The organism is Bacteroidota bacterium (assembly GCA_016213405.1).
In the GTDB taxonomy this organism is placed as follows: domain Bacteria; phylum Bacteroidota; class Bacteroidia; order Palsa-948; family Palsa-948; genus Palsa-948.
Genome location: JACRAM010000066.1, coordinates 1 through 12,941, shown reverse-complemented (window position 1 = coordinate 12,941; position 12,941 = coordinate 1). Strand labels below are relative to the sequence as shown.

The window sequence follows — 12,941 nt, the reverse complement described above, 5'->3', positions numbered from 1 at the left end:
AACATCACTATGAAAACAATACTTCTTTTGCTTGCAACCACTTTTTTCTATGTATCTTCTCATGCACAGATTTATATTGGCAAAACCTGTGAGGTAAGTTTTTTCTCCGATGGTCCCATTGAAGACATTGCTGCTACAAGCAAATCAGCACAGGTTATTCTGAATTCTGCAAAGAACGAGATAGCCATAAAAGTCACCATCAAAGGATTTGATTTCGAGAAAAAGCTGATGCAAGAGCATTTCAATGAAAAATATATGGAGAGCGATAAATATCCATACGCAACGTTTACGGGGAAAATTAATGACACAATTGATTATATGAAGGAAGGAGTTTATAAAGTGACAGTTGGCGGAAAACTCAACTTGCACGGTGTGGAAAAAGAACGCACTATACAAGGTACGCTTACTATTAAAGGTGAAGAAATAACCATTGACAGCAAATTTATGGTAGCTCTTAAAGAACACAATATCGAAATCCCTACACTTGTTGCGCAAAACATTGCAGAAATTGTGGAGGTTACTATTAAATTAATATTAACAGAATTCAAAACGAAATAGATTTTATATGAAAAGAATTTTACTGTTTACTGTTTACTGTTTACTGTTTACTGTTTTGAAGGCACAGGATGATTTATTGAAAATGCTCGATACACTGGGTGTAAAAGACAAAGATGTCTATAAGGTTACTGCCACATTTAAAACCACCAAGGTAATCAGTATGCAGACTCCGCAAACTGTCGGTAAGGGAGCGCTCGACTTTCGCATCACGCACCGCTTTGGAAATATGGGTAGTGCCAGCAACGGAGGAGTTCACACGTTTTACGGATGGGATGCTATTTCAGATGTGCGGTTTTCTTTTGACTATGGTATCACAAAAAACGTTCAGGCAGGAGTTGCGAGAAACAAAAAAAATGAAAACCTCGATGGCTCTCTGAAATGGAGATTTCTTGAGCAGTCGATTGATAATAAAATTCCTCTTACTATTTGTGCTTACACCATTGCATCACTTACACCTATGTCTACAAGCCAATTGTATTCAGGAGCAGATTCTGCATGGAGTGAAGACAATAAAAAATTCGCGCACAAAATGGTTTATACCACCCAGTTAATTTTTGCGCGCAAGTTTGCCTCATGGCTTTCCGTAGCAATTACTCCTTCTTATACGCATCGTAATTATGTTCTTGCCAGCGAAAATCCATTTAATGGAGCTATAGATGAGAATGATTTATTTGCCGTTGGAGCAGGAATACGTTTGAAAGTGAGCCGAAGTGTTTCCGTTCTCGCGGATTATTTTTATGTGAAGTCGGATTACAGAAAGAAAAATACGGTTAACCCTTATTACAATCCACTTGCAGTAGGAATTGAAATCGAAACAGGTGGACATGTATTTCATATCAATTACACCAACGCTGCCGGCATCACAGAAAATTATATGATTCCAAATTCTCCGGATTCGTGGAACAAAGGTGGCTATAAATTCGGCTTTAATATTTCGAGGACATTTACTTTGCTGAAAAAATAAAACGCTGGCAGACAGAGCAAGCAGGGTGGTGTGTGTAAATACCTAACGAAAATCATTCTTGTTATTGAGAAATATGTTTTTCTTTGCCGCAAACAGTTTTTAAATCATTCGTAAATAATTATGACACATCCTCAAAATACTTCCTGCGAACAATGCCCGAATGTAAATTGTTTTATCAGGTTTTGTTCGCCCGAATGGGTTCAACTGATTGGCGAAAAAAAATCAGAATCCTTTTACCATAAAGGACAGCAAATACTAACCGAAGGTCATCCAATATTCGGATTGTATTTTATTAAAAACGGAAAAGTAAAAGTAACGGCAAGCGATGCGAAAGGGAAAGAACAAATAGTGCGCCTGGCGTCTGACGGACACATTCTCGGGCACAGGGGCTATGGGGCAGAGTCCTATCCAATTGGTGCAACCGCTATGGATGACTCCATCATTTGTTTCATAGACAACAATACCCTCTATGAAGCATTTATGAAAAACCCTACTCTTACTTTCAAACTGATGATGTTTTATTCGCAGGAACTGAGAGGAGTGGAAAACAGAATAAAGTACATGGCTCAGATGACAGTGCATGAAAGAGTTGTTTTCGCTCTGCTTTACTTAAAAGAAATTTTTGGATATACGTTGAAGAATGTGCTCAACGTAAATATCCGCAGGAAGGATATTGCCGCATTGTCCGGCACCAGCGCAGAGGAAGTGGTTCGTTCTTTAACGGAATTGGAAGAAAAAAAACTCATCGCTAAAGATGTCCGCAAGATAAGAATCACTAACGAAAAAAAATTGCAGGAGATGATTGAAATGTACAGATAGTTATTTTAGTGGCGAAGCGTATGACAGGTAACAGTGCAGCGAATTTCCTGCCACCTTTTTTTCTCCCATATTTCGCTTTATTTGAAATTCAAAAGATTGATAAAAAACAACTATTCGTATGACCGATGTCATTTGCTATACAAACAAAGCCACACACATTTGTTGCGTTATGTAGGAAAAAAATCAAAGTTTTAAAACCATACATTATGAATATAAAAATAAAACTTCATCACCTGCTGATAATCGGAGCAATGGTGCTTGGTTCCTGCCAAAAAGAATATGTGCAAAAGCAACCGCCCACTCCACCTCCAACTTCAGTAAGTTATTCGCTTGATATTGCACCAGCATTCGCAGCAACCACTAGCGGTTGCCTTGGCTCCAGTTGTCACAATGCAGGAGTAAATCCACCGGATTTATCTACGCCAAGTATTGCATACACAGCTCTAAAAACGGGTACAATACAATCATCATCAGCTGGCGGTCCTGCTTATTGTGATACAGTTAACCCAACTAATAGTGTTTTCTATAGAAGGATTCACTTAACAACCCCTGACGATCAAATGCCTGTGGGCGCAAGTGCTCTTTCTGCTGACTATCAAGCAAAAGTTTTAAAATGGATTCAAGACGGAGCAAAAAATAACTAATGCAACAATTTAACCATAACGATTAATTACATTATATATATGAAATCAAAAATATTTCTTCTGCTCTCTCTTCTCTGGGCAGGAACAACCGTAGCGCAGGACAGCACCGCAACAGAAAAACCCGGAAAAGATAATAAGCCGGTGAAAGATGCATTTGAAAGCAACTGGCTGATGAACAACCAGAGCATGATTGTTCCTTTTGCAAAAACGCTGGAGTTTGACATTAACCATCGTTTTGGTACGATTGAGAACGGCTTTGACGACATGCTTGGCATGTATGCGCCATCCAATATTCGTTTGGGTGTAACTTTTACTCCTATAAAGAATCTGCAAGTTGGAGGTGGTATTACAAAAGCGGCAATGATGAATGATTTAAACCTCAAGTGGAGTATATTACAGCAGACCCGTTCAGGCAGCATTCCGGTTTTTGTTACCTATTATGGCAATATGGTAATTGAAGGAACGAAAAACCAAATTAATTGGACCATCAAGGATATTAGTGGGAAAGACAGTATAGTAGACAGAAAATTCAATAAAGATGCCAGCCGTTTTTCTTATTTCAACCAGTTAATCATCGGAAGAAAATTCAACGATTGGCTTTCACTGCAAGTAGGTGCTTCTTTTTCTCATTTTAATTTAATTAATAACGATACAACAAATGGAGGCATTCAGGATCTGAAACATGATAATCTGGCAGTAAGTTTAGCCGGGCGCGTAAAGACAACAGCTACCATGTCCGTTCTGTTTGCTTATGATCACCCGCTCACACCGGCAAAAGATATTAAGCCGAATCTGGCTTTAGGCGTTGAGTGGTCCACCGGCTCACATGCATTCCAGATATTTCTTTCTCCTTACCAATCCATTATGAACCAGCGGGATGTTGCCTATAATAAAAATGATTTCACCAAAAAAGAAGTTGCCATCAGTTTTAATATAACCCGGCTTTGGAACTTTTAATTTTAAATAAATTTAAAGCAGCAGAATCATTAATAAATAATTTGTAAAAAATAAAAAAATCCATACTGATAAATATCATAGCACTGCAATTCTCTTACTTGCACATTTGTATAGAAAACAAGATTATTAAACACTAACACTAACACTAACACTAACACTAACCTAACCTAAAAACAACTATTATGAAAAAAACAACTACTCTCACATTAGCAGGAATTATTGCGATTGGCGCCATGTCCTTTGACATTTTAAGCAGTGGAGGCAAGGCCGGAAAAACAGGTTCTCCCGGTGAAAACACTTGCATCACTGGCTGTCATACAGGCACTGCGTTAAACGGAGGTCCCGGTTCTGTTTCCATTGCAACAACACCTTCACTAACCAATGGATACATCGCAGGATCAACGTACACTGTTGATGTAACGGTTGCAGAAAGCGTTGCTCCCAATAATGCTTTATTTGGATTTGACTTTGAAGCATTAATTGCTTCAGGTGCAAATGGAGGCACGTTAGCAATTACTAATGCAACTTTAACGCAAATACTAACCAAAACGGTTAATGCAAATGTTCGCAATAATGTGGTTCATACCGGAAACGGAAATGTTGGACCCAACACACAAACATTTTCATTCAACTGGACAGCCCCTGCAACAGGTCTTGGTTGCGTTACTTTTTATACAACCGGTCTTGCTGCTGACAATAGCGGAGGTACAAGCGGAGACCATGTTTACCGGGATACACTGGTTGTTTGTGAAGGTTTTGTAGGCATTGCAGAAGGTTCAGCTTCAAACTTCAACTTCTCTGTTTCTCCAAACCCTGCTTCTGATTATGTGAACGTGCACTTTACATTAAAAGAAGCGTCTTCTGTTACGGTTGATTTGATGGACATTAATGGAAATAAAGTTGCTAGCCTGATTTCTGCAAACGGAATGAAGGGCGACATCAATAAAACGTTTAATGTTTCTTCTTATTCCAAAGGAGTTTATTTTCTGAAAATAAAAGATGAAAACTCTTCATCACTGAGAAAAATAATTATTGAGTGATAAAAAAATAATACTTACCGTATGGAAAAAAAATCTGAAGACAATAAAGAAAAAAAAGGCGGAGAGGAAACTGGCAGGCGTGATTTTTTGAAGTTAGGTGTTCTTGCAGCAGGGTTTACAGTAGCCGGTGCAGGACTGCAAAAAGCTTTTTCAGAGGAAAAAGATTCCGGTGAAAAAGTAAAAGTGCTTACTACAGACGGTCAACTAGTAGAGGTAGATTCTGCACACATCAAAAAATCCGCTTCATGTTGTGTATCCCCCAAAGAAGCAAGGACAGGCATCCCCAACAAAAAGTATGTGATGGTGATTGACCTTTCGCGCTGCAAAGACGCACTCAAATGCGAAAAGTCCTGCCAGAAGCACCATCATTTTTCCGACCAAAGCAAATGGCTTAAAGTGTTAAAGATGCAGGAATCTGAAAGCACAGCTCCCTACTGGATGCCCAAACCTTGTATGCATTGCGACAAACCGCCTTGCGTAAAAGTTTGTCCTGTGGATGCTACTTACAAAAGAAGCGATGGTATTGTACTGATAGACAATGAACGTTGCATCGGCTGCAGATTCTGCATGGCTGCCTGTCCCTATTCCGCCAGAGTATTTAACTGGGAAGAACCTAAATTTTCAGCCAAAGATTCTGAAACAACTTATTCCCCCGAAACAAGTGTGCCGGGGAAAAAAGGAACACCGGATAAATGCGATTTCTGCCCCGATATGCTCAGGCAGGGAAAATTACCTCATTGCGTTACAGCTTGTCCGAACGGTGTGTTTTACTTTGGTGATTTCAATGAAGATGTTGTTACCAACGGGGATGAAACACTCAGGTTCAGCCAGCTAATAAAAGATAAAGCAGGCAGCAGGTTATTTGAATCGCTTGGAACAGAACCCAGTGTTTATTATCTTCCTCCGGCTAACCGCTTGTTCCCGTTTAAAGACCGAGAGCCAGAGTTGGAAGGAGAGGCGAAAAAGGAATAATACCCTGTGATAAAAGAATATGAAACAACATATATCCAACTCCATAACCTAAACGATTAGGTTGGTGAGCTAATGGATTAGGTTAAGATGTTAAACGATTGGATTGGCGAGTTAATGGATTAGGTTAAGAGGTTAAACGATTGGATTGGTGAGCTAATGGATTAGATTAAGAGATTAAACGATTGGATTGGCGAGTTAATGGATTAGGTTAAGAGGTTAAACGATTAGTTATCGAAGTTTAAAGCTAAGGTAAATGCACGAAATTTCAAGATTATAAATCTATGGAAGACATAAAAAAACCAGCAAACGAAGCAGAAGCAGTTCAGATGCTTCATAAATATAATGAAGACCTGCTGCCACAAAAGTTTGGCATCAGAGGAACTGTCTGGACATGTTTCCTCTGCATTGTTATTGTCATCGGACTGTATTGTTACATCAAGCAGTTGCGGCATGGATTAGGTATCACCGGCATGAGGGATTATGTTTCATGGGGAATATATATATCCAACTTTGTTTTCTTTGTTGCAATAAGTCTGGTGGGTTCATTGGTCACAGCTGTTCTTTACCTGCTCAATGTAAACTGGCGGGCGCCTTTGACACGGATTTCTGAAATCATTGCTGTAGCGGCTATCGTTTTTGCCGGGTTGATCATCATCGTGGACATGGGTCGTCCTGACAGAGTACTTAATATGTTCATCTACGGAAGAATCCAGTCTCCCATTATGTGGGATGTGATTGTGGTAATGACGTACATGACAATTAGCTTGCTACTTCTTTATTTTCCGTTATTGCCTGGAATTGCTTTTTGCCGCGATCGGCTGACCAATATTCCCAAATGGCAGAAATGGATGTATAAGTTTATGGCTATAGGATGGAAAAACAAACCCGAACAATATACCATTGTAAAAAAAGCAGTCTCCATTTTATCGGTGCTGATTATTCCTGTCGCTCTCAGCATTCACACTGTTACTTCCTGGTTGTTTGCCACTACCTATCGACCGGGATGGGACAGCACCAACTTTGGCGCTTACTTTGTTTCAGGTGCATTTCTGGTTGGAGCCGGAGGAGTAATCGCAGGCATGTATGTTTTCAGAAGGTTTTATAAAAATTACGATCAATACATCACGGACAAGCATTTCGACAGGATGGGAAAACTTCTGGTACTTCTTGCAATGGTATATTTATATTTCTCCATCAACGAATATCTTATTCCCGCCTATAAGATGAAAGGCGAAGAAGCACATCATCTTCAATCTTTGTTTTCAGGCAATTTTGCTCCCATGTTTTGGTTAGTGCAGATTTGTGGAATGATAATTCCGATGATCGTTCTCTTGTTTAAAAAAGGAAGGCGCCCTTTTCCTATGTTCGTCATAGCGCTGATGGTAATTGTTGCTGCATGGTTCAAACGTTTTCTGATTGTTATTCCCACCATGGAACATCCGTTTTTACCGATGCAGGAAACACCGGAAGCATGGAGTCATTATCTTCCAACGTGGGAGGAATGGTCCATCACGCTGGGTTCACTCGCTGGAGCTTTATTAATCATTACCGCTTTTGTCCGTTTTTTCCCTATCATTTCTATTTGGGAAGTGGCTGAAGAAAGAGGAATTCCTCACGATACCATTTACAAACACTTAAACGAAAAAGAATGAAAAACAGTATAACATTTCAGGGGCGGTTCATATCGCATTTTTATTTGGCATTGGTTTTGCTATTTGTCAGTGTGTTTGTGCTGATGAATAACAAAGCAATGTCTCAGGACAAAAAGGAAGAATCCTCAAAACTATCGGTCATTATGAATGTAAGCAGTAAAATATCCGATGGAATAAAAACCGTGAAGGTGCAGGTTTCTCGTAAAGAAAATAAAAAACTCATTTCCGTTGAAGATTTAAAATCCCCCGTAACTCTTTATCTTAACGAAGTAAAAAAAAGCGATCCTGCTGACGGCACAGGTTTGATAGGCAGTTTAATGCTCAACGAAGATGGAGAAGGCGTGTTTGAGTTTCCCGAAAAATTTAATAAACTCACTTCCGCGTTGCATGAGTTTACCTTCATTGCCAAAATAGAATCTGACCCCGTTTATGATGACGCTGAAGAAGAAATTACTATTTCAGATGCAAAAATTGAAATTAAATATTCCGGTGAAGATTCCATTAAAACCACCTCTGCTATTCTATATGAATGGAAAGACAGTGCCTTTGTGCCGGTGCCCGAAGCAGAACTGAAACTATCCATCAAACGGACGTTCAGTTTGTTTCCCATCGGAGAAGAAGGCGCTGTAACAGACGGTAAAGGAGAACTGTCAGCCGAACTTCCTCTGGATATTCCTGGTAATCCCGATGGAACAATAACCATTGTTGCCAGCGTAATCGATCATGAAACGTACGGCACGGTGGAGAGCACCAAGAAAGTGGAATGGAATGTGCTGCCAAAAATGAATGAAGCAATGGGGCGCACGCTTTGGTCAACAGCAGGAAATGCGCCTATTCCATTGGTTATTGCCTGTTGCTCAATCATCGCGGTAATATGGGGAACACTTTTTTATCTTATTTTCCAACTCGTTAAAATTAAAAAACTAGGCAAGCAAACTCAGTAAAAACAAAATACAAATCAATCACTAACAGTAACACTTTAAAAAACAATTTATGAAAACAACATCAAAAAACAAATTTATCGCAGCGAGCATCATGCTTTTTGTTTTTGCCGGCATGATCAGCATGTCGTTTGTAAACAATACCCAGGATGACAAAAAGAAAAAACCATGGGTGGTTCCTGAAAAATCCAAAGCAATGAAGAGCACGGTGAAATCGGATGATGCAACCCTTGCTTCCGGAAAAGCTTTGTACGCAAAGCATTGCAAATCCTGCCATGGAGTTAAAGGATTGGGCGATGGGCCTAAATCAAAAGAACTGGAAACATCATGCGGTGATCTTTCGGTTGATTTAAAAGATCAAACTGATGGAGAAGTTTTTTTCAAAGTAAAAGAAGGAAGGGATGACATGCCCTCATTCAAGAAAAAACTTCCTGAAGATGATGATATCTGGACAATCGTAAATTATATTCGTACCTTGGCAGATGATGCAAAAAAAAAGTAGAACCGATACAATCACAACCGAAAAAAAGCACAACGGGCACAGATACTGCAAAGACGGAAACAACTAAAACGGGAACAGCTGTAACAGTTCCCGCTAAAACAGACACGACAAAAACAGGGCAACAAAAGCAAACACAAAAGTTAATAACAACCTACCAGATAGGTTCTGCAAAAATTATCGTTTGGGAAAATAAAAGGAAAGGAGAAGGCGGAGATGTTACAGTAAGAAGTTTTGAAATAGCAAAAGCCAGTAAAGGAAATGACCAAAGTGATACTAAAAATCATTTTGATGCAACAGAACTTCTTCAGTTAAAAGCAGCTCTTGATAAAGCAATAAGTGATGAGGTCGTAAAAATAAAAGAAGAGACAGAAGTAGAGAAAAATAATCGGTAACTAATGAAAAAATCCTCTGAGAAATCAGGGGATTTTTTATGCTATTTAAAACTCTGAAATAAGTTATGGCTGTTTCAGATTAAATGATTTATTTTAACCGATGAAAAAAATCACATATTCACTATATCCATATTGCTTATATCTTATTTCCTCATACCTTATTCCTTTCTTCTTCTCTTCCTGCCAAAAAGAAATTACGATAGACCTTCCCCCTCTGAAAAATAAAATTGTTGTTGACGGGCGCATTGAGCCGGGGTTTCCACCCTATGTCATTCTCGCTCACAACATGGCATATTTTGGTCATCAGGATCAGAACAACATTCAGAATATGTTTATTCATGATGCAGTAATAAAAGTTTCAAACGGAACCAAAACAATTACGCTCACCGAATTTTGTTCCAAGTCACTGCCGGATTCTTTACTCGCAATCATGGCAGAATTTACCGGGGTAGACACCTTGCTGCTGAAGAACATAAATTATTGCATCTACTCTACGTTCGATCCTTCTGTTTTCGGACAAGTTGGAAAAACATACTCACTTTCAATAGTTGCAGAAGGAAAAACATATACTTCTTCCACTTCAATTCTTCCTCCTGTTCCGCTCGATAGTTTATGGTGGCGACTTGATAAAGACGACACGCTCGGGTTCATCTGGTCACATCTTACAGAACCTGCAGCAGAAGGAAATACATATCGCTGGATGGCAAAAAAAATTGGCAAAGATCCTACCTTCCTGCCGCCTTTCGGTGCTGCTTTTGACGATAAGTTTATCAATGGACAAAGCTTGAATTTATCATATGGGTATTATAATAAAGGCGATACCATTGTTGTAAAATTCTGTGCCATTGATAATCCTTCTTATCAATTTTTCAGAAGTATGGAAGTGGTTACGAATAGTGAGGGAAATCCGTTTGCCGCTCCTGCTTCAGTTCTCTCAAATATCTATCCTCAAAAAGAAGCGCTTGGAGTATGGTGCGGATACGGAACCGCGCTGGATACGGTGGTGTGTAAATAGTTACTTAAGATAAATCATCCACGAAGTTGAGAATCTTTTATTATTTTTGACAAAAGTATAAAGTAGTTAAATAATAAAAACACTATTTATTTTTAACTTATGCAAAAAACAAGTTGCGAGTTGTGTGCAAATACTAATTGTTTTATCAAGATGTATTGTTCTCCGGAATGGATTCATCAAATAAGTTTGAGCAAGAGCCAGGTTTTTTATAAACAAAATCAAAAAATCATCAGTGAGGGGGAACCTGTTCTCGGTATTTATTTCATTCAACAAGGGAAGGTGAAAGTATTCTCTACGGGCTTAGATGGAAGGCAGCAAATTGTTCGTTTTGCCAATGACGGGCATATACTCGGTCACAGAGGATTAGGATATGAGAAATATCCGATCAATGCTGAAGCTATGGAAAGCTCCCTTATTTGTTTCGTCTTAAATGAAATACTGAATGAAATGTTTATGGCTAACCCGAAATTTTCTACCGGATTGATGATGTTTTATTCCCGTGAACTGAGGAAAATTGAAATCAGAATGAAGAATATTGCTCACATGAACCTTAGAGAAAAAATTGCGGAGGCCTTATTGCTGTTATTTGAGAACTTTGGTTTGAATCAAGAAAAAGAATTGGATGTTCCCCTCACCCGTGAAGACATTGCAAGTTCAGCAGGAACGAATGTCGAGCAGGTTTCCAGGCAATTGACCGAATTTGAAAAGGAAGGATTTATTGCGAAACGCGGAAGAAAAATAGCGATATTAAAAAAAGAAGGATTAAAAAAAATTATCAGCAAGCATTTTATGCAGTATACATGAAACTTCAAGCCCCTCCTAAATCCTCCCCATTGGGGAGGATTTGTATTACTTTCTACTTCCCTTCGGGAAGGAAGAGATGGTCTTCCTCCCACTTTGCGAAATCGCATATTTTGAACTAATCGAAGTCATTGTCTGTCCTTCCATAAATTCTCACTTTTGTTTTGTAGAGCAAGAGAAATACAATTAATAAATAAAAAAAACTAAACAACCAATAATTAACAACTCAATATTATGAAAACACTTAGAATTACACTGACCTCCTTCGCTGCAGTCGCAGTGTTCGGATTTATTTTTACTCTTTCAAAATGTAAGAAAGATACTATTATCGTGGTAGTGCAGGTGCACGACACACTAAAAGGCAAATCAATTTCCGGTATCTGCAAATATCCGGATTATACAGGAACCATGGTAGCTGCTCCCGGATCAGTGGTTTCTCTTTATTTAGGCTCTTCAAAGACCGGTTCTCCGGTGGCTACTGCTTATGCAGATGCATCAGGTAATTATTCATTGCCTTATCTGCTTCCTAATACTTACTTTTTATTTGCTACCTATAATACGAATAACGTAAATTATAAACCTATTAACGGAATTAATTTTCTTACGGATGCCACTGATGCTTCTTATGCAATAACCATGGGTTCGTCAAATGTTACTAAAAACCTTGACCTGCTTACTGAGGCGCCAACCGGAACACGAATTCTTACCATCATCAAAGCAGATACCAACGGAAGCATGGGAACAAAAGCATATGTTCCGTTTGAATCGCACAGCAAATGCGAGTGGTGGACAGAATATTCAGGTGCGGGTTATGATGGAGGAGTGAACGGAACAACTTTGCAGGGAGGTTTTACAACGTATGGAAACAATTTACCGGAATATGGATGGGGACTTACCAACTTTTATTTTGATGAAGCCAATCCTCAAAATGATACTATCAAAGGATATGTGTTGCTTTCTCACCTTACCACCTTTGAAGCAGTAAGAGACAGTTTGTATGGCGGTTGCGTGCCCAAAACATTACAGGTGGATACATCAGGCAGTACAAGAACTACTGTAAGAGCAGTTCCAAAAACTGACACAGCATGGTATTATGCTCCTGGTGGCTCTGTTGTAAAATACGGTAAAGGTTATCTTGCTCATGGCTTCATGACTGCCTTTTACAAAAGCGCAGCAGGTGAAATTGAACCGCCACGCATTACTCCTTGCTCGGCCGATACGGTTAGCTGGAACGGAAAAAGTCCGCAGTATGCAGGACCATGGAGTCAAAAAATCACTAAGCAGATTGATATGTACTTTGAATTCCAGGGAGTAAATACAGCATGGAATGCCACACATACAACATTTAACAAGTATGCAGTGTTTGAAGGACAGTTTGATTTCAATCGTTCCGACTACTATGTTAAAACAACAAGCATAGGCAATGTTATGCATGTGACTCCGCACGTTCAGTTGAAAGGCGCTAATAATCAGGTTTTCTAATCTGATTGTCAGAGTATTTCTGAACAACTCAAAAAAATGCTTCCCGATTTCCGGGAGGCATTTTTTTTGTGCGCCATCCATGTTCTTTTACTATAGGGTGCAAGTCCCGAACACACGTTGATAACGCGAAGTGTTAGCTGAAAGCAAGTGCAATGTTGCGAGGCATTGTGCGGAGGAAGCCGAAGGCAAAAGCAAGTGATAA

The 12,941-nt window shown here is 39.2% G+C and carries 13 protein-coding genes; all 13 read left to right on the top strand.

Going from position 1 to position 12,941, the window contains the following annotated elements; all coding sequences use genetic code 11:
* The first annotated feature begins 9 nt into the window (after positions 1 to 9).
* Positions 10 to 558 (top strand): YceI family protein, encoded by a 549-nt coding sequence (locus tag HY841_07690; protein MBI4930628.1) that lies wholly within the window; start codon positions 10 to 12, stop codon positions 556 to 558.
* Between the two features lie 7 nt (positions 559 to 565).
* The gene (locus tag HY841_07685; GenBank protein MBI4930627.1) at positions 566 to 1,522 is read left to right on the top strand and encodes a hypothetical protein; all 957 of its coding nucleotides are present in this window, start codon (positions 566 to 568) and stop codon (positions 1,520 to 1,522) included.
* Between the two features lie 120 nt (positions 1,523 to 1,642).
* Complete coding sequence (locus HY841_07680) at positions 1,643 to 2,341, top strand: Crp/Fnr family transcriptional regulator (GenBank protein MBI4930626.1); 699 nt, start codon at positions 1,643 to 1,645, stop codon at positions 2,339 to 2,341.
* Between the two features lie 206 nt (positions 2,342 to 2,547).
* A complete protein-coding gene (locus HY841_07675; GenBank protein MBI4930625.1) occupies positions 2,548 to 2,985 on the top strand; it encodes a hypothetical protein in 438 nt (145 codons plus the stop codon).
* A 39-nt stretch (positions 2,986 to 3,024) separates the two neighbouring features.
* Positions 3,025 to 3,942: a hypothetical protein gene (locus HY841_07670; GenBank protein ID MBI4930624.1), complete on the top strand. Its 918-nt coding sequence runs from the start codon at positions 3,025 to 3,027 to the stop codon at positions 3,940 to 3,942.
* Between the two features lie 182 nt (positions 3,943 to 4,124).
* Complete coding sequence (locus tag HY841_07665; GenBank protein MBI4930623.1) at positions 4,125 to 4,982, top strand: T9SS type A sorting domain-containing protein; 858 nt, start codon at positions 4,125 to 4,127, stop codon at positions 4,980 to 4,982.
* Between the two features lie 21 nt (positions 4,983 to 5,003).
* On the top strand, positions 5,004 to 5,954 hold the full coding sequence (locus HY841_07660) for a 4Fe-4S dicluster domain-containing protein (protein MBI4930622.1): 951 nt from the start codon (positions 5,004 to 5,006) through the stop codon (positions 5,952 to 5,954).
* Positions 5,955 to 6,280: 326 nt separating this feature from the next.
* A complete protein-coding gene (gene nrfD, locus HY841_07655) occupies positions 6,281 to 7,606 on the top strand; it encodes a polysulfide reductase NrfD (protein MBI4930621.1) in 1,326 nt (441 codons plus the stop codon).
* Complete coding sequence (locus tag HY841_07650) at positions 7,603 to 8,550, top strand: hypothetical protein (GenBank protein ID MBI4930620.1); 948 nt, start codon at positions 7,603 to 7,605, stop codon at positions 8,548 to 8,550. Before nrfD ends, HY841_07650 begins: the two co-directional genes overlap by 4 nt.
* Before the next feature lie 121 nt (positions 8,551 to 8,671).
* Positions 8,672 to 9,049: a cytochrome c gene (locus tag HY841_07645; GenBank protein ID MBI4930619.1), complete on the top strand. Its 378-nt coding sequence runs from the start codon at positions 8,672 to 8,674 to the stop codon at positions 9,047 to 9,049.
* Between the two features lie 492 nt (positions 9,050 to 9,541).
* The gene (locus tag HY841_07640) at positions 9,542 to 10,456 is read left to right on the top strand and encodes a DUF4249 domain-containing protein (protein ID MBI4930618.1); all 915 of its coding nucleotides are present in this window, start codon (positions 9,542 to 9,544) and stop codon (positions 10,454 to 10,456) included.
* A 99-nt stretch (positions 10,457 to 10,555) separates the two neighbouring features.
* Complete coding sequence (locus tag HY841_07635) at positions 10,556 to 11,260, top strand: Crp/Fnr family transcriptional regulator (protein MBI4930617.1); 705 nt, start codon at positions 10,556 to 10,558, stop codon at positions 11,258 to 11,260.
* Positions 11,261 to 11,491: 231 nt separating this feature from the next.
* Positions 11,492 to 12,739, top strand: a complete 1,248-nt coding sequence (locus HY841_07630; protein MBI4930616.1) for a hypothetical protein — start codon at positions 11,492 to 11,494, stop codon at positions 12,737 to 12,739.
* The last annotated feature ends 202 nt before the right edge of the window (positions 12,740 to 12,941 follow it).

Excerpts from the sequence above, each read along its gene's own strand:
- HY841_07635 (MBI4930617.1), top strand. The coding sequence starts at position 10,556 with ATGCAAAAAACAAGTTGCGAGTTGTGTGCAAATACTAATTGTTTTATC.
- HY841_07630 (MBI4930616.1), top strand. The coding sequence starts at position 11,492 with ATGAAAACACTTAGAATTACACTGACCTCCTTCGCTGCAGTCGCAGTG.
- HY841_07680 (MBI4930626.1), top strand. The coding sequence starts at position 1,643 with ATGACACATCCTCAAAATACTTCCTGCGAACAATGCCCGAATGTAAAT.
- HY841_07670 (MBI4930624.1), top strand. The coding sequence starts at position 3,025 with ATGAAATCAAAAATATTTCTTCTGCTCTCTCTTCTCTGGGCAGGAACA.
- HY841_07665 (MBI4930623.1), top strand. The coding sequence starts at position 4,125 with ATGAAAAAAACAACTACTCTCACATTAGCAGGAATTATTGCGATTGGC.
- HY841_07690 (MBI4930628.1), top strand. The coding sequence starts at position 10 with ATGAAAACAATACTTCTTTTGCTTGCAACCACTTTTTTCTATGTATCT.
- nrfD (MBI4930621.1), top strand. The coding sequence starts at position 6,281 with ATGCTTCATAAATATAATGAAGACCTGCTGCCACAAAAGTTTGGCATC.
- HY841_07640 (MBI4930618.1), top strand. The coding sequence starts at position 9,542 with ATGAAAAAAATCACATATTCACTATATCCATATTGCTTATATCTTATT.
- HY841_07675 (MBI4930625.1), top strand. The coding sequence starts at position 2,548 with ATGAATATAAAAATAAAACTTCATCACCTGCTGATAATCGGAGCAATG.
- HY841_07650 (MBI4930620.1), top strand. The coding sequence starts at position 7,603 with ATGAAAAACAGTATAACATTTCAGGGGCGGTTCATATCGCATTTTTAT.
- HY841_07685 (MBI4930627.1), top strand. The coding sequence starts at position 566 with ATGAAAAGAATTTTACTGTTTACTGTTTACTGTTTACTGTTTACTGTT.
- HY841_07660 (MBI4930622.1), top strand. The coding sequence starts at position 5,004 with ATGGAAAAAAAATCTGAAGACAATAAAGAAAAAAAAGGCGGAGAGGAA.
- HY841_07645 (MBI4930619.1), top strand. The coding sequence starts at position 8,672 with ATGTCGTTTGTAAACAATACCCAGGATGACAAAAAGAAAAAACCATGG.